Origin of the sequence: Streptomyces sp. 71268 (assembly GCF_029392895.1) — a bacterium.
Classification (GTDB): domain Bacteria; phylum Actinomycetota; class Actinomycetes; order Streptomycetales; family Streptomycetaceae; genus Streptomyces.
The window spans coordinates 79,481-94,537 of record NZ_CP114200.1 but is presented as its reverse complement, the minus strand read 5'-3'; the positions used below and the strand labels follow the sequence as shown (position 1 = coordinate 94,537).

Annotated in this window: 12 protein-coding genes; 6 read left to right on the top strand and 6 right to left on the bottom strand. The window is 73.1% G+C overall.

Annotated features, from left to right (window positions below):
- Positions 1-26: 26 nt before the first annotated feature.
- The 3 genes from OYE22_RS00425 to OYE22_RS00415 form a co-directional block, all read right to left on the bottom strand.
- Positions 27-1,013: an alpha/beta hydrolase fold domain-containing protein gene (locus OYE22_RS00425; RefSeq protein ID WP_277318486.1), complete on the bottom strand. Its 987-nt coding sequence runs from the start codon at positions 1,011-1,013 to the stop codon at positions 27-29.
- 179 nt (positions 1,014-1,192) lie between these two features.
- Positions 1,193-2,155 (bottom strand): aldo/keto reductase, encoded by a 963-nt coding sequence (locus OYE22_RS00420; protein WP_277318485.1) that lies wholly within the window; start codon positions 2,153-2,155, stop codon positions 1,193-1,195.
- Between the two features lie 85 nt (positions 2,156-2,240).
- Positions 2,241-3,350 (bottom strand): zinc-binding dehydrogenase, encoded by a 1,110-nt coding sequence (locus tag OYE22_RS00415; RefSeq protein ID WP_277318484.1) that lies wholly within the window; start codon positions 3,348-3,350, stop codon positions 2,241-2,243.
- Between the two features lie 99 nt (positions 3,351-3,449).
- Between OYE22_RS00415 and OYE22_RS00410 the strand changes: the two genes are divergently transcribed.
- A complete protein-coding gene (locus tag OYE22_RS00410) occupies positions 3,450-4,847 on the top strand; it encodes an amidohydrolase family protein (RefSeq protein ID WP_277318483.1) in 1,398 nt (465 codons plus the stop codon).
- 134 nt (positions 4,848-4,981) lie between these two features.
- Here the strand turns inward: OYE22_RS00410 and OYE22_RS00405 are convergent, their stop codons facing one another.
- Positions 4,982-6,874: an ABC transporter permease gene (locus OYE22_RS00405; RefSeq protein ID WP_277318482.1), complete on the bottom strand. Its 1,893-nt coding sequence runs from the start codon at positions 6,872-6,874 to the stop codon at positions 4,982-4,984.
- 205 nt (positions 6,875-7,079) lie between these two features.
- Between OYE22_RS00405 and OYE22_RS00400 the strand changes: the two genes are divergently transcribed.
- Together OYE22_RS00400 and OYE22_RS00395 are read left to right on the top strand one after the other, a co-directional pair.
- On the top strand, positions 7,080-8,354 hold the full coding sequence (locus OYE22_RS00400) for a sensor histidine kinase (protein ID WP_277318481.1): 1,275 nt from the start codon (positions 7,080-7,082) through the stop codon (positions 8,352-8,354).
- Entirely contained in the window at positions 8,306-8,986 is a 681-nt protein-coding gene (locus OYE22_RS00395; protein WP_277318480.1) for a response regulator transcription factor, read from the top strand. Before OYE22_RS00400 ends, OYE22_RS00395 begins: the two co-directional genes overlap by 49 nt.
- Before the next feature lie 286 nt (positions 8,987-9,272).
- Here OYE22_RS00395 and OYE22_RS00390 read toward each other — a convergent pair whose 3' ends face one another.
- Together OYE22_RS00390 and OYE22_RS00385 are read right to left on the bottom strand one after the other, a co-directional pair.
- On the bottom strand, positions 9,273-9,635 hold the full coding sequence (locus OYE22_RS00390) for a peptidase inhibitor family I36 protein (RefSeq protein WP_277318479.1): 363 nt from the start codon (positions 9,633-9,635) through the stop codon (positions 9,273-9,275).
- A gap of 776 nt (positions 9,636-10,411) precedes the next feature.
- The gene (locus OYE22_RS00385) at positions 10,412-11,152 is read right to left on the bottom strand and encodes an SDR family NAD(P)-dependent oxidoreductase (RefSeq protein ID WP_277318478.1); all 741 of its coding nucleotides are present in this window, start codon (positions 11,150-11,152) and stop codon (positions 10,412-10,414) included.
- Positions 11,153-11,243: 91 nt separating this feature from the next.
- Between OYE22_RS00385 and OYE22_RS00380 the strand changes: the two genes are divergently transcribed.
- From OYE22_RS00380 to OYE22_RS00370, 3 genes are all read left to right on the top strand, one after another.
- On the top strand, positions 11,244-12,212 hold the full coding sequence (locus OYE22_RS00380; RefSeq protein WP_277318477.1) for an aldo/keto reductase: 969 nt from the start codon (positions 11,244-11,246) through the stop codon (positions 12,210-12,212).
- A gap of 70 nt (positions 12,213-12,282) precedes the next feature.
- Positions 12,283-13,272 (top strand): methyltransferase, encoded by a 990-nt coding sequence (locus OYE22_RS00375; RefSeq protein WP_277318476.1) that lies wholly within the window; start codon positions 12,283-12,285, stop codon positions 13,270-13,272.
- Between the two features lie 257 nt (positions 13,273-13,529).
- Positions 13,530-15,041 (top strand): ABC transporter substrate-binding protein, encoded by a 1,512-nt coding sequence (locus OYE22_RS00370; protein ID WP_277318475.1) that lies wholly within the window; start codon positions 13,530-13,532, stop codon positions 15,039-15,041.
- Positions 15,042-15,057: the final 16 nt, after the last annotated feature.

Here is a 15,057-nt window from a genome sequence, read left to right as displayed (position 1 = left end):
CCGCGCGCCGCGCGGCGCGGCCGCCGTCACCGCGACCGGCCGGCGCCCAGGACGCGCCGCATCCACGACGCGCGGGCGGCCGCCGCGGCCCGGGAGACCTCGGCGTCCGGCGAGAAGCCCGTGAAGCCGTGGTACGCGCCGGCCCACACGTGCAGTTCGGCCTGGCCGCCGGTGGCCCAGACGCGGGTGGCGTACTCGATGGCCTCGTCGCGGAAGACCTCGGCCGCGCCGACCGTGACGAAGGCGGGCGGCAGCCCGGACAGGTCGGCCGCGCGCGCGGGCGCCGCGTAGGGTGAGACGCCGTCGGTGCCCCGGTCCGCGCCCAGCACGGCGTTCCAGGCGGTGTCGTTGTTGTGCCGGTCCCAGATGCCGATGCCGTCGTACTGCCGGCTGGAGACCGACTCGTTGCGGTCGTCCAGCATCGGGCAGTCCAGGAGCTGCCCGGCCAGGGCGGGGCCGCCGCGGTCGCGGGCCATCAGCGCGACCGCGGCGCTCAGGCCACCGCCCGCGCTCGCGCCGCCGACCAGGACGCGGGACGGGTCGACGCCCAGGTCGCGGGCGTGTTCGGCGAACCAGACCAACCCGGCGTAGCAGTCCTCGGCGGCGGCGGGCGCGGGGTGTTCGGGCGCGAGCCGGTACTCGACGGTCGCGACGACGGCGCCGTAGCGCACCACGTCGTCGACCAACCCGGCCGCGCCGAAGAACCGGTTGCCCAGGATCATGCCGCCCCCGTGGATGGCGTAGATCCCGGGCGCCCCGCGCACCCCGCCCCGGGGCCGCAGGACGGTCAGCTCCACCTCCGGCGCGCCCGCCGGGCCGGCCACGGTGACGTGTTCGAAGTCCACCGGGCTGGCGCCGATCGCCGTCTCCAGCGGCGGCACGAGCGTGGCGAAGTGGGCGCGGTTGGCGTGGATGGTGTGGGACCGCAACGGGATGCCCTCGATGAGCTGCCGGCACGCGGCCAGGCCAGGTTCCAGGCTCGGGTCGTAGGGGACGGGGCTCGGATGTGGCATGCCGGTCACCACCACGGGCCCGGACGCGGGCGCGTGAGCCGCCGCGCGCGTACGGGCCGGCCGTCGGCGGACGCGGCGGTGCCGGCACCCGCGCCACGGGCAACGGGTCCGCCGCGCGGGTCGGTTATGCGGGTCACCGGTCGCTCCTGGTTCGGTCTGCGGGGCGGGGCCGTCATCGGTCAGGGGCCTTCCGGGTCGACGATGCCGCGGTCCACCCAGAACGGCTCGACCAGGGAGCGCAGTTCGTCGGCGCCGACCCGCTCCAGCAGGTCCAGGGCCTCGATGTTCTGCCGCACCTGCGCCAGCTTGGTGGCGCCGACCAGCGTCGTGGCGTTGGCCGGGTGGCTGAGCGTGAACGCGATCGCGAGCTGGGCCGGCGTGGCGCCCAGCTTCTCGGCCAGTTCGGTGACGGCCGGTACGGTCGCCACGATGGCCTCGCGGATCGCGCCGGGGTCGCGGCCGATCTCCCGGTCGGGTGAGGTCCGGCCGGCCAGGATGCCGCCCTCCAGGACGTCCGACGACTGCATGCTCAGCCCGGAGTCGAACAGTTCGGCGAAGGGCGCCCCGTCGGGGATGGACCGGCGCGCGAGGCTGTACTTGAGCTGCGCGATCTGTGGCCCGGGCACGCCGCGCTCGGCGGCGATGCGGCGCAGGGCGTGGATGGTGGACGCCGACCAGTTGTTGACGCCCCAGGCGCGGATCAGCCCGGCCTCGGTGAGCGCCGCGAGGTCGCCGACCAGGTCCTCCAGGCGTACGTCGTCGCGTCGCAGGTCGCCGAGGATCACCAGGTCCGCGTGGTCGAGGCCGGTGCGCAGGAACGCGTTCTCCAACTGGGGCGTGAAGCCCCGCGCGTCGAAGCCCTCGATCCACAGCTTCACCGAGGCCAGGTAGGCGTCCCGGGGAACCCCGACCGCGCGCATGACGGCGCCCCACAGCACGTCGGTGAAGACGGGGGGTTGGCCCGGCAGGCCGTAGACGCCCACGTCGAACAGGTTGAGGCCACGGTCGAGCGCGTAGCGGACCAGGTCCACCGCGTCGGCGAAGTCCATCCGGTCGAAGGTGTGCCACGAGCCGAGGGACAGCGCCGACGCCGCGAGGTCGCTGGTGCCGATGGGGTGCCGGGGGAGCAGTGTGGTGGTCACGTGTCGTTCCTCAATCTCTGGGTCTGTCCGGGTGTCTCCGGATGTCACCGGGTATCACGCGGTGCCCACGGATGTGCCCGGTCGCTCAGGCGAGCCGGGGGTCGATGACGGCCTTGATCTCCTCGTGCCGGCTCATCGCGGCGATGCGCGCGGAGGCCGACGAGAGCCCGACGGGCGTGCCGAAGAGGCGGTCCCAGGGCATGCGGTCGGCGAAGGAGGTGAAGAAGCCGATCGCGTCGTGGTAGTCGGCGATGTCGCCGTTGAGCGAGCCGACGATGGTCAGCTCCTTGCCCATCACCGTGCCGAGCGCCAGCGGTTCGGCCGTCGGCCCGGTGGAGCCCACGACGACGACGCGCCCGCGCTGCGCGGCCATCTCCACGGCCTCCCGGCCGACCGAGGGGGCGCCGGCGAAGTCGAGTACCAGGTCGGCACCCTGACCTGCGGTCAGCTCGCGGACCCGGGCGACGGTGGCCTCGGACCCGTGGGCGATGTCCACCGTCTCCGTGGCGCCGAAGGCGTGGGCCAGCTCCAGGCGCGCCGGCGGAGCGCCGACGGTGATCACCGAGCCCGCGCCGCTGAGGTGGGCGACCGCGGTCGCGAAGAGGCCGAGCGCCCCCGAGCCCTGTACGACCACGCGCGAGCCGGGGCGTACGCCGCCGACGCGGGAGAACGCCCGCAGGACGGTCTTGGCCGCGCAGCCGGCCATCGCGGCCCAGGTGTCGGGGACGGCCTCGGGCAGCAGGAGTTTGGCCGCGCCCGGGACCACGTAGGCGTACTCGCACAGACCCGCCGTGGCGTACGGGGGCACGTCCGCGCGCTGCAGGAAGCCGTAGCCACGGGTGGAGCAGGCGACCGGCTCGCGCAGCACCGTGCAGCCGTGGCAGGCACCGCACGTCGACTCGGACCAGCCGATGCGGTCGCCGACGGACAGCTCGCGTCCGAGGGCGTCACGGGTGCCCTCGCCGATGGCGACGATCTCGCCGATCATCTCGTGGCCGAGCACCATCGGCAGCATGCCGGGAAAGGTCATCTTGCCCGACCAGATCTCGATGTCGGTGCCACACAGCGTCGTGCACACGATGCGCACCACGGCCGCGCCCGGCTCGGCTTTCGCCGGAAGCGGCAGGTCAGTGAGGTCAAGTCCGGCGCCGTGGGTGCTGAGGACGGCGGCGCGGGTCGAGGAGGGGAAGTCCATCGAAGCTCCTTCGATTCGAGCTCAACGGGGGCTCGATGATGCGTTAGTCTACGGACGTTGACTCAAATGTCGAGACCCTGAGAGCGACGAGGAGCACCCGTGCGCACAGTCGACGGCGACGCCCGCAACGCATCGGCCGACCTGATCCTGCGAGGCGGTGTGGTCCACGCCCTGTGCCCGGGAGGCGGGGGAGTGACCGCGATCGCGCTGCGCGCCGGACACGTCGCCCGCATCGGCGACGAGCGCGAGGTGATGGCACTGGCCGGACCCGCGACCCGCGTCCTCGACCTCGCCGGACGCGCCGTCCTGCCGGGCATCAACGACGCCCACCTGCACGCCACCTGGCTCGGCGCCATGTGGCCCGACACGCTCTTCGGCGGCCAGGCCGCCCCCGGCCCCGCGCCGCAACGCCCGCTGCTCGACGCCACCGAGCGCCGCCGCGCGATCCTGCGCGCCGGCGAACTCGTCGCCTCGCTCGGCATCACCAGCTACACCGAACCGGGCCTCGGCCCCGGCGAGGACCACGGCGCGACCGGCGCCTTCGGTACCTCGGTCGCCGAGCAGTACCGCGCACTGGCCGCCGAAGGGCTGCTCAGAGCCAGGGTCACCGCCCTGTGGCTGTTCGGCGAACTGGACGGGCCGAGCGACCTGGAGAGCTTCCTCACCGGCCTCGCCGCCACCGACGGCACGACCAGCGACCCGCGCTGGCTCCGCTTCGCCGGCGTCAAGATATTCGCCGACGGCATCCCGCCGATGCGCTCGGCCTACACACACCACTGCTACGCCGACGGCGTCAGCCCATCCCTCCTGGTGGCCGGCGCCGACGACGCCGAGCGCGAGGCGAACCTCACCCAGATGATCATCGCCGCGCACCGCGCGGGCCACCAGGTCGGCGTACACGCCACCGGCGACCGGTCCATCGACATCACGCTCGACGCCGTCGAACGCGCCCGCGCCGAGCACGACACCGACCTGGGCCACTACGTCATCCACGGCGACCTGGTGACCCGGCCGCAACTGCGTCGGATGGCCGCCCTCGGAGTGGGCCTGGACACCCAGCCGGAGATCGCGGTCCGCACCCGCACCCTGGTGGACGACGCCCTCGGCCCGGGATCGGCGGCAGCGGCGTGGCCCCTGCAGGCGGCGCTCGACGAGGGCGTGCCCCTGTGCCTGACCTCCGACGCGCCCGTGCTCTCCCCGGACTGGCGCCGCCAGATCGCGGCCGCCGACGAGTGGATGGGACCCGCGCCCGACCCGCGCCGCCGGATGGGCCGCCTGCTGCGCTGCTACACGGTCGAGCCCGCCCGCCAGGACCACGCCCTGGCCTGGAAGGGCACCCTCGCCCCGGGCATGGTCGCCGACCTGTGCGTGCTCGAAGCCGATCCGCTGGCCGTGACCCCGGCCGAACTGCCGGACGTCAACGTGGACCTCACCGTGGTCGACGGCGAGATCGTCTACGACCGCGACGCGCGGCGCGCGGTCGCGGAGACGGCCTGAGGTAACCGAACCCACCCGGTCCGCCAACGCGCACCGGCCGAGGCGGACCGACCACGGGCACGGGTCACCGGAGCGAACCGGCCCACGGCGTACGGCCAGGCCCTCGGTGACGCACACCCGTGGCCTGGACCCGGCTACCCCGCCGCCACCGTCACCGGCCGCCGCCGCAGCGCCCAGGCCGCGCTGAGCGCCGCGCACGGCGCCGCGACCAGCACGCACGCGCCCGTGACCAGGGCGACAGGACGCCAGGGCACGATCAGCGGCGCGTCCACCGCGAGCATCGCCAAGCCGGCGTGCATGGTGCCGAGTTGGACGCCGGCCACCGCGCAACCCAGCACCGCGCCCACCGCCACCACCAGCACCGACTCGGCGGTCACCAGGCGGATCACCTGCGCCCGGGTGGCGCCGGCCAGCCGCAGCTGGGCCAGTTCGCGACGCCGGTCGACGGTCGCCATCGCAAGGGTGTTGGCCAGCGCGATCCCCGTGTACACCAGGGCCAGGCCCAGGACCAACACGGTGCGCAGCCAGGCCACGCGGCTGGCGGCGGGGGCGGTGGCCGCCAACCACTCCTCGCGGGTGTCGACGCGCACCTCGAACCGGGCGGCCGCGGCGTCCAGCCGCCGCACCGTGGTGGCGTCGGCCGCGCCGGTCAGCCTGATCTCGACGCGGTCGACGCGGGCGCCTGGACCGTTGGGCGGCGTGACGTACAGGCCGTTGTCGCCCAGGCCGTCGCGCAGCACGGCGGCCACCCGCAGCGTCACCCGGCTGCCGTCCGCGCGGATCACCGGCACCGGGTCCCCGACGCTGGTGCGCCCCCACTCCTCGGGCAACACGATGCCGCCGTCGTCCAGCACCGACACCGACCCCGCGCGCACCGGCAGCCGCGCCAGCGCCGCCAGGGCGGCCGGCTCGGCGGTCCTGGCCTCGGAGTCCACCACCGTGCCGTCCGGCTCGACCAGCGACAGCGGGGTCGGCGCCGTCGCCGAGACGGTGACCCCCGGCACCGCGCGCAGCGCGTCGACCAGGGCCTCGGAGGAGGCGGCGCGGGGCACGACGACAAAGTCGGCGGCGGTCCGGGAGCGGGCCTCGGCGGTACGGGCCGCGCTCACCGTCTCCAGCGCCCCGGCCAGCGAGCCCGCCAGCGCCACCGCCACCAGCACGGGCGCGGCCACGGCTCCCGTGCGGCGCACCGCGGCCGACGCGTTCGCCCGCACCAGACGCCCGGCGTACCCGGTACGCCGGGCCGGCCACCAGGTCAGGGCGCGCAGCAGGGGCGGCACCAGAACGGGCGCCAGCAGCCCGCAGGCGGAGATCAGCACCATCGGGCGCACGGTGTACGCCTTGCGGCGCAGCAGTTCCGCGGGGTCGGTGCACAGGGCCGCGCCTACCAGGACGGCCGCGGCGGTGAGCAACCCAAGGCCCCACAGCCAACGACCGGCGGTCATCACCCCGGTGTCCACCTCGGCACCGCGCAGCGCGTCCAGCGGACCCAGCCGCCCCGCCCGCCGGGCGGCCACCGCCACCCCGCCCAGGGCCACCAACAGGCCGGTCCAGAAGGCGGCGTAAAGGGGCCAGTGCTGCGAACCGAGCGCGAGGTCGCGCGGCGCCATGTCGACGTCACCGAGCCAGCGCACCATCGAGGGCGCCGCGAGCCGGCCGAGCAGGCACCCCACGGCCGAGGCCGCGACGCCCAGGATCAGGGCCTCGGCCAGAACGGCCCGGCGCACCTGCGCCCGGGTGGCCCCGGCGAGGCGCAGCAGGCCCAGCTCGCGCCGGCGCTGCGCCACCGCGTACGAGAAGGTGGAGGCGACGACGAACGCCGACACGAAGGCGCTCACCCCGCCCGCCGTGCCGAGCGCCGCCACCAGCGACACCACGGCCTCCCCGCCGGGCAACGCCAGGGCGGTGGCCAGCCCGAGCAGCATCACGGTCGTCATCGCGACGCCGAGCGCCAGGGCCGTGAACGCCCCGATGAGACCAACCCAGCGGGCCCGTAGGGACTTCCAAGCAATCGGCAACATCCTCATGCCGCAAGCCAACCGGCCGGAGCGCGCCCGATCAGTGGGGCACGGGTCACCGTGTGGGGTAGGGCCCGCCCTACCGCGCCCGGCGGGAACGGCGCCTAGGGTGGGTCGGCTGGCTGACTCGGTGGCTGGCTGGCTGGGTCGGGTCGGGTTGGACGAGCGGGGCGAGAGGGCTGGGCGGATGGGGGGGGGCGGCGTGTGGCGCGCGATGCTGCGTCCGGGGTTCGCGTGTTCGGCGCTGCCGTGGCGGGCGGCCGGCTACCTGCTGGTGAGCGGGGTGACGGGGGCCCTGCTGTGCGCGGGGTTGCTGGTGGCCGTGGTGGTCTTCGGAGCGCTGGCCGTGGTGCTCGTGGGGTTGCCACTGCTGGCGGCGTTGGGGCTGGTGGGGGTGGCGTACGCGCCCTGGGAGCGCGGGTTGCTGCGGCTGCTCGACGGCGCGCGGGTGGCCAACCCGCACCAGGTCCCGGCCCGCCCCGGCCTGCCCGCCTGGCTGCGGCTGCGCTACCGGGAACAGGCGACTTGGCGGGAGCTGGGCTTCACCGTGCTGGCCGCCTTCCTGCTGTGGCCGGTGGACCTGATCGTGGTGGGTGGCGCGCTGGTGGTGCCGGCCTACCTGCTGGGCGCGCTGCCGCTGCTGCTGGCCGACGGCGAGCAGGTCAACGTCCTCAAGGTGTGGGTGGTCCACTCGCCGGCCGTGGCCGGCGCGCTGGGCGTCGCGGGCCTCGCGGCGGCGGCGCTGTGCGCGTATCCGCTGACCGCGGTGGCGGCCGGCCGCGCCGCGCTGGCCAGGCTGCTGCTGTCACCGACCGGCCAGGAGGTACGGATCGGTGAACTGGTCAGCTCCCGGGCCCGCCTCGTGGACGCCTTCGAGGCCGAGCGGCGCCGGATCGAGCGCGACCTGCACGACGGCGCCCAGCAGCGCCTGGTGGCCCTGTCGATGGCGCTCGGGCTGGCCCGCCTGGACGCCCCGGCCGGCAGCGCGCTCGCCACCCAACTGGCCGCGGCGCAGCGCGAGGCGGGGGCGGCCCTCGCCGAGCTGCGCGAGTTGATCAACGGCATCCACCCCCAGGTGCTGACCGACCGCGGCCTGCCCGACGCCTGCGCGGACGCCGCCGACCGCTCACCCGTACCCGTCGAGGTCCGCCTCGACCTGCCGGGACGGTTCGCGCCCGCGGTCGAGTCGGCAGGCTACTTCGCCGTCTGTGAGGCGCTGGCCAACATCGCCCGGCACAGTGGCGCCGAGTCCGCCCGGATCGAGGGACGCTACGCTGACGGGCTGTTGACCATCGACGTGTGGGACGACGGGGGCGGCGGCGCCGATCCGGCGGGCGGCACCGGCCTGACCGGGCTGGCCGACCGGGTCTCGGTGGTGGACGGCGCCCTGACGCTGAACAGCCCACCCGGCGGCCCGACCCTGTTGCGCGTGGAGATCCCTTGCACCCCGCTGAGCCCGACCCCACCAAGACCGAACCGCTGCGCATAGTCCTGGCCGAGGACAGCGTGCTGCTGCGCGAGGGGCTGATCGGCCTGCTCGCCCGCTTCGGCCACCAGGTGGTGGCCGCGGTGGGGGACGCCGAGGCCCTGCACGCCGCCGTCGCCGCACACGCGCCGGACATCGTCATCACCGACGTACGGATGCCACCGGGTCAGACGGACGAGGGGCTGCGGGCCGCCGTCGCGCTGCGCGAGGAGCGCCCCGGCCTACCGGTGCTGGTCCTCAGCCAGTACGTGCAGCGCTCCTACGCCGCGGACATGCTGGACTCCGGGGACGGCTCGGGCGTCGGCTACCTGCTCAAGGACCGGATCGGCCAGGTCGACGACTTCGTCGCGGCGGTCGACGCCGTGGCGGCCGGCGGCACGGTGGTCGACCCGGAGGTGGTACGCCAGTTGCTGCGCCGCCGCCGCGACCCGCTGGAGCGGCTGACCCCGCGCGAGCGCGAGGTGTTGGCGCTGATGGCCGAGGGACGCTCCAACGCGGCGATCTGCCGCGCGCTGGTGGTCTCGGAGGCCGCGGTGGGCAAGCACGTCGGCAACATCCTGATGAAGCTGGACCTGCCACCGGCCGCTGAGACCCACCGCCGGGTGATGGCGGTCCTTGAGTTCCTGCGCACCTGACCCCGCCCACCACGGGCCACCGGGCCGGGGTGGCCGCGGGCCAGGAGGCTCAGCCGTACGCGGAGCAGGGCCCCGGCCCAGTACGTGCGGCCGGGACCCCTCCGGTCAGTCGCCCGGGTGACTCGCCCAAACCCCCGCCGTCACACCCTCCATGGCGCGCCCCACGTGCGTGGGCGCGGCGCACACCGCGCACCGCGTCCAGGCACGTCACGGGAGGCGAGCCCGTGGCAGGCCGTTCAGACTGCCGGAGCCGGCGTCGACGCGGTCGGCGCTGTGAGCGCGAGGGTCAGCAGGCCCGCCACGAGGAGATTCGGTCGTTGGCCGTCGGGCCGATGTTGGGCCGTGACTCCCCGGGGCTCACGATGGCTAACACGGAGCCGCCGTAGTTGGAGTGGTCGTAGAAGCACACCCGCGAACCAGTGCGGTTCCACAGGGCGGTGGTCAGGTCGTTCATGTGGTCGCCCACGTTCGACCGGGAGGTGCCGGGTACGAACAGGAAGCGCCCTTCGTAGTTACTGTCACCCCACACGCACACGTAACCGCCGGGGCAGTCGTTGGGGTTGGCGCTGGCCTGGGTGGCTCCGGCGAGGACGGTGGTAGCGGCCATACAGGTCGCCGCCACGGCGCCGGCGACAAGGGACTTCTTCATGACGTCATGCCTTTCTCTCGTCGAGTTGTCGCGCATCGGATATCGCGCGCCAGGTTCTGTGCGTCGCTTTCCGTACGGTTGACCCACACGCCGAACACGCGCGCCGATCTCGTGTGTCGAAGTCACATGGCGAATCCACATGTTGTTCCGCGCGTGGAATCCGTGCGGCGAAGTCGGGTGCCTCTCGTGCCCGTCGGCGTGGGTGTCCAGCGTGGAGCGGGTGGTGCGTCGATGACCGGCCGCACCGTGACCGTTTCGGATGCCCGCCAAGGGCTCTCGGGCGTCCGTGTGCTGTGGCTGGCCATAGCCGTATGTTTCCGGACTTCAGCCACCAATTCCGTTTCCGAGGTACGTGCACAAGCTTGGCACACTGGTTCGGACTATCGACGTGCCAACTCCGACTTATCCGTCAAATCTCCCTGGGGCGCGCCCGTTGCCGCTCTCTGGCGGCCCGAGCGATGCGGTTTTGGCGCCCCACGTGTGCAGGTGGAAAGAGTGCGACGAGCCTGGAGCGGGAGGTTCCGTGTCCGAGTGGGAGCGGAACGTGCCCGAGCGGGCCCGAGTGACGGGGGCGGCGTGGGGCCGGGGCCCGGTGCCCTGGAGCCGGAAGCCCGGAAGGGGTTCCCAACAGGCCGACTCGCAGGCTGAGTTACCTCGGCGGACGCCCGGCCGGGGCCGACGGCCCCGGCATGTGCCGGTCTCCTGGCCCGATCCTGGGGTGACGTGGGCCTGCCGGGCGCGCCGCCCTTCCGTACGGGGACGACGCGCCCACGTGGCTAGGTCAGCAGTTGCCCGCCGTCCACCGGCAGGCTGGTACCGGTGATGTGTGCCGCCGCGCCGCTGGCGAGGAAGACGGTCGCCGCGGCGACGTCGTCCACGGCGGCCAGCCTGCGCAGCGGGATGCGTTCCTGCCACGCCTGTCGTTGCGGTGAGCCCTCGGGCATGCCGGCGGCCAGCATCTCGGTGAGGACGGGGCCGGGCGCGACGGCGTTGACGCGTATGCCGTGCTCGGCGAGTTCGATCGCGGCCCAGCGGGTGACCGCGTCCACGGCCGCCTTGCTGCTCTCGTAGCCGCCCATGCCCGGCGTGGGTTGCCTGCCGCCGATCGAGGAGATGTTCACGATCGTGCCGGCGACCTGGGCCGCGACCATGCGGCGCGCGACGTGCTGGGTCATCAGGAAGGTGCCCACCACGTTGGTGCGCAGGATGGTGTCCAGATCGCTGCCGGGCAGCTCCATCAGCGTGCCGTGCACGGTGAGCAGGCCGGCGTTGTTCACCAGCACCTCGACGGGGCCCAACTCGGCCTGGAGGGCGTCGAGTTCGCGCTCGATGGACGCCTCGTCGGTGATGTCGAGGACCCCGCCGCGCACGTTCAGGGCCCGGGCCGTCCGCGTGACGCGCTCGGCGTCCCGGTCGACGATCGCCACGGTGTCGCCCGCGGCGGCGAACGCCGCGGCCACCGCTCGACCGATTCCCCCGGCTCCGCCGGTGACGAGGACGGTACGTGTGCGACTCATCTTCACTCCCCTCACGCCGAGACCCCTGTGCCGCGGCGTGGCCGTATAGTATACAAGCGTAGACGAAAAGCCGAGGCTTCCGGGAGGAGCTTTGAGCACTACGCAGTCCGTGCCCCGCCGTCGGTTGGGGCCTGGTGGTCCCGACGTACCGGTGCTGGCACTGGGGTCCTGGAACACCTGGGACCGAATGGAATTCGATGACGCGGTGTCGCTGATCGCCCGGGCCGCGGAGCTCGACTGCGCCTTCTTCGACGTCGCGCACTACAACATGGGACCGCACGCGGAGAACGCGCGCACCGACCTGATCTTCGGCCGCGCCGTGCGCGAGGCCGGACTCGCCCGCTCCGACTGGCAGTTCTGCGGCAAGCTCTGGCTCTGGGACTACCCCGACACCGGGTTCACCCAGCAGATGGAGACGTCCCTGGAGCGGGTGGGTGTCGAGCGGGCCGACATGGTGGTCGTGGGTGACTACCTCGGCGACCTGGACGTCGAGCGCGTCGTCACCGACGTCGCCGAGCAGATCGACGCCGGCCGGTTCGCCACCTGGGGTGTGAACAACTGGCGGTACGCGGACCTGCGCGCAGCGCTCGACATCGCCCGCGAGCGGAACCTCGTACCGCCCTCGTTCGCGCAGCTCAAGTACGGCCTGGCACGCAGGTCCATGGCCGAGGGCCGCTACTACGCGCCCCTGTTCGACTCCGGGGAGCTGGCCCTCCAGGCGTCCGACGTCTTCGAGGGCGGCCTGCTGGTCGGCAACCTCCGCCCGAACCGCAAGATCGGCGCCGACGTCGGCGGCATCCGTGAGCGCATCGCCGCCTCGTACGACCAAGTGCGCCGCGCCGCCGAGGAGTTGGGCGCCACGCCCGCCCAGTTGGGTATCGCCTTCTGCCTGGCCAACCCCGGCACCGCGAACGTGCTGGTCGGCGTGAGCCGGCGGGCGCAGTGGGAGGACAACCTCAGCGCGATCGCCCTGCTCGACCGGGTGGGATCGGCGACCCTGCGCGCGGCGGTGGCCGACCTGTGGGTCGATCGCGACGTGGCCGCGGACGGCACCTGGTGAGGCGCGGCACCGCCCCCGGGCGGGCGCGCACCCGTTCAACAGTCGTACGACAACCCCTCAGGAGGACACCATGACCACACCCAGCACGCCCGCCTCGCCCGACCGCATCGTGGAGATCGCCACCGGCTACATGGGCGCCAAGCAGCTCTTCGCCGCCGCGCGCGTCGGACTCTTCCGGGCCCTGGCCGAGGGCGAGCGCGACGTGGCCGAACTGGCCTCGGCGACCGGTGTCAGCGAGCGCATGGCGCGGATACTCGCCGACGCCATGAACGGTCTCGGACTGCTTGAGCGCCGGGCGGGCCGCTACGCCCTGGCGCCGGACGCCGCCGCCCATCTGACCGGCGAGGGTGACCTCGACCTCCACCCCTTCCTCGCCTTCCTGAACGAGATCAGCTACGGCCACTGGCTCCAGTTCGACACCACCGTCGATACGACCAAGCCCGGCGAGTTGGCGATGGACGAGGACCGTTGGAAGTCGTTCATGGCGGGCGTGATGCGCTACAACGCGCTGCACGCCGCCATGCTCGCCAGGTCCTTCGACTTCGGCCCCTACCGCGACCTGCTCGACCTCGGCGGGCTCTCCCCGGCCTTCGCCATCGGCGCCCTCCAGGCCAACCCGGAGCTTTCGGCGCGCTTCGTCTTCGACCCGCAGTCGTCGCAGGCCATCGCCGAGGCGCTGGCGACGGCCGGCCTGACCGACCGGGCCCGAATCGATCCCGCAGCCACCGCCGAGGCCGACCCGGGCGGGGAGCACGACCTGGTCATGGTCAACCACGTGATCCACCGCTTCACCGCCGAGCAGAACCGCGCCATCCTGGCCAACGCCCGGGCCGCCGCTCGCACCGGTGCCACCCTGCTGCTGCTCGACTTCCTGCTGGACGACGACGACCGCCAGCGCCCGATCGACGCGCTGCACGCGGGGGAGTACCTGGTCATCGACGGTACGGTCGTCTACCCGGAGTCCGAGGTCACGGCCTGGCTCACGGCGGCCGGCTGGCGTCAGCGCGAGGTGCTGGCCCTGCCCGGAAGCCCCCGCGTCATCGTCGCCGAGGCCGTCTGACCGGCCCCTTTCCACCGTCCTCGGCACCTGGCCGAACAGCGGCCCCGCCCCTGCCAAATTGGCTGTGGCGGGGCCATTGCCTTTTTTGCCGACGACCGTAGACTAACGGCCACGACACGTGAGATGGCGGGCAGGGGAACTCCTTCACGCACCCGCCCCCGTCTTTGGGCCGAGCGTTGCGACGGCCAAGAGGACCCGCGGTTTCCTCTCCCGGCTCGATCTGGCATCAGCGCCCCTCTTACTCGAGAGAAGATTCCATGCAGAGGATCTGGAGAGCCACACTTGTCGCGGTCGTCGCCCTCGCGCTGGCCGCCTGTACGAACGCCGGAGCCAGCTCCGGCGACGGACCCGTCGAGAAGATCAGGATCGGCACCCTCCTCGACGTCACCTCCTGGGACCCGGCACAGGCCGACATCGGCTTCGACGGTCCCTACCTGTCAGCCGTCTACGACCCGCTGGTCGCCCTGGACGAGAAGTCCCAGCCCATCCCGGCGCTCGCCACCTCCTGGACGTACTCCCCGGACCGCCTGACGCTCACCATGCGGCTACGCTCCGAAGTCACCTTCTCCGACGGCCAACCCTTCGACGCCGCGGCCGCGGTGGCCAACCTCAACCACCTCAAGGCCGGCGTCCGCTCCGGTCAGACCTACGCCAACGTCGCCGCCGTACGCCAGGTCAACGCGGACACCATCGCCCTTCGCCTGAAGAAGAAGGACGACGCCCTGCTGTACAACATGGGCCTGGGACGCAGTTGGATGGCGTCCCCGGCCGCGATCAAGGCCAAGTCGCTCGTCGCCCGGCCCGTCGGATCGGGCCCGTACACCTACGACCAGGGCGACTCGACCCCCGGATCGCAGTACACCTTCACCCGCAAGCCGCGACACTGGGACCGCCGCACCTACCCGTTCGAGTCCGTGCGCGTCCTGCCCATCGCCGACCCGACCGCCAGCTTCAACGCCATGCTCTCGGGACAACTGGACGTCGCCTACGCCAACGCCGCGGACACCCCGCACGCCAAGCGCAACGGCTGGAACATCGCCTCCAAGGTCGCCACCTGGGTGGGCATCCAGTTCACCGACCGCACGGGCAAACAGCTCAAGCCGCTGGGTGACGTGCGGGTGCGGCGCGCCATCAACCACGCCTTCGACGGCGCGGCCATCCTCAAGTCAGTGGGCCAGGGCGCGGGGGTGGCCACCAACCAGGTCTTCCCCGCCGGCGACCCGGCCTACGACGCCTCGCTCAACGACCGGTACGCCTTCGACCTGGACAAGGCCAAACAACTCATGGCCGAGGCGGGCTACGCCGACGGCTTCCGCGTCACCATGCCGATGTCGTCGATCTTCCAACCCTGGCAGCCCGCCGTCCAGCAGATCCTCGGCCAGATCGGCATCAAGGTGACCTGGAAGAACCTGTCACCCGCCGACTACCAGAAGAACGCCGCCACCTACCCGATGTTCGTCGCGGTCGTGGCCCTGGACTCCAACGCCGCGGCCTCGGTCGACGGCCGGATCGCCTCCCAGCAGTGGTTCAACCCCAACCCCTCGACCGAGGCGTTCCCGAGGCTCCACGGGCTGCTCGGCGAGATCGGCGACACCACCGGCAAGGAGCAGCTCGCGGCGATCCGCCGGCTCAACGCGGAAGTCACCGACCAGGCATGGCAGGACGTCTGGTACCAGGCGGACAACACCTACTTCAGCAAGAAGGGCATCACGGTGACCCCCATCACCGGGATGATGTTCCCGACCCTGCGGTTCCTCCAGCGCGGCTAGTTCCCGTTCCGGCGGC

Excerpts from the sequence above, each read along its gene's own strand:
- OYE22_RS00400 (WP_277318481.1), top strand. The coding sequence starts at position 7,080 with ATGCTGCGTCCGGGGTTCGCGTGTTCGGCGCTGCCGTGGCGGGCGGCC.
- OYE22_RS00405 (WP_277318482.1), bottom strand. The coding sequence starts at position 6,874 with ATGAGGATGTTGCCGATTGCTTGGAAGTCCCTACGGGCCCGCTGGGTT.
- OYE22_RS00390 (WP_277318479.1), bottom strand. The coding sequence starts at position 9,635 with ATGAAGAAGTCCCTTGTCGCCGGCGCCGTGGCGGCGACCTGTATGGCC.
- OYE22_RS00425 (WP_277318486.1), bottom strand. The coding sequence starts at position 1,013 with ATGCCACATCCGAGCCCCGTCCCCTACGACCCGAGCCTGGAACCTGGC.
- OYE22_RS00375 (WP_277318476.1), top strand. The coding sequence starts at position 12,283 with ATGACCACACCCAGCACGCCCGCCTCGCCCGACCGCATCGTGGAGATC.
- OYE22_RS00415 (WP_277318484.1), bottom strand. The coding sequence starts at position 3,350 with ATGGACTTCCCCTCCTCGACCCGCGCCGCCGTCCTCAGCACCCACGGC.
- OYE22_RS00385 (WP_277318478.1), bottom strand. The coding sequence starts at position 11,152 with ATGAGTCGCACACGTACCGTCCTCGTCACCGGCGGAGCCGGGGGAATC.
- OYE22_RS00370 (WP_277318475.1), top strand. The coding sequence starts at position 13,530 with ATGCAGAGGATCTGGAGAGCCACACTTGTCGCGGTCGTCGCCCTCGCG.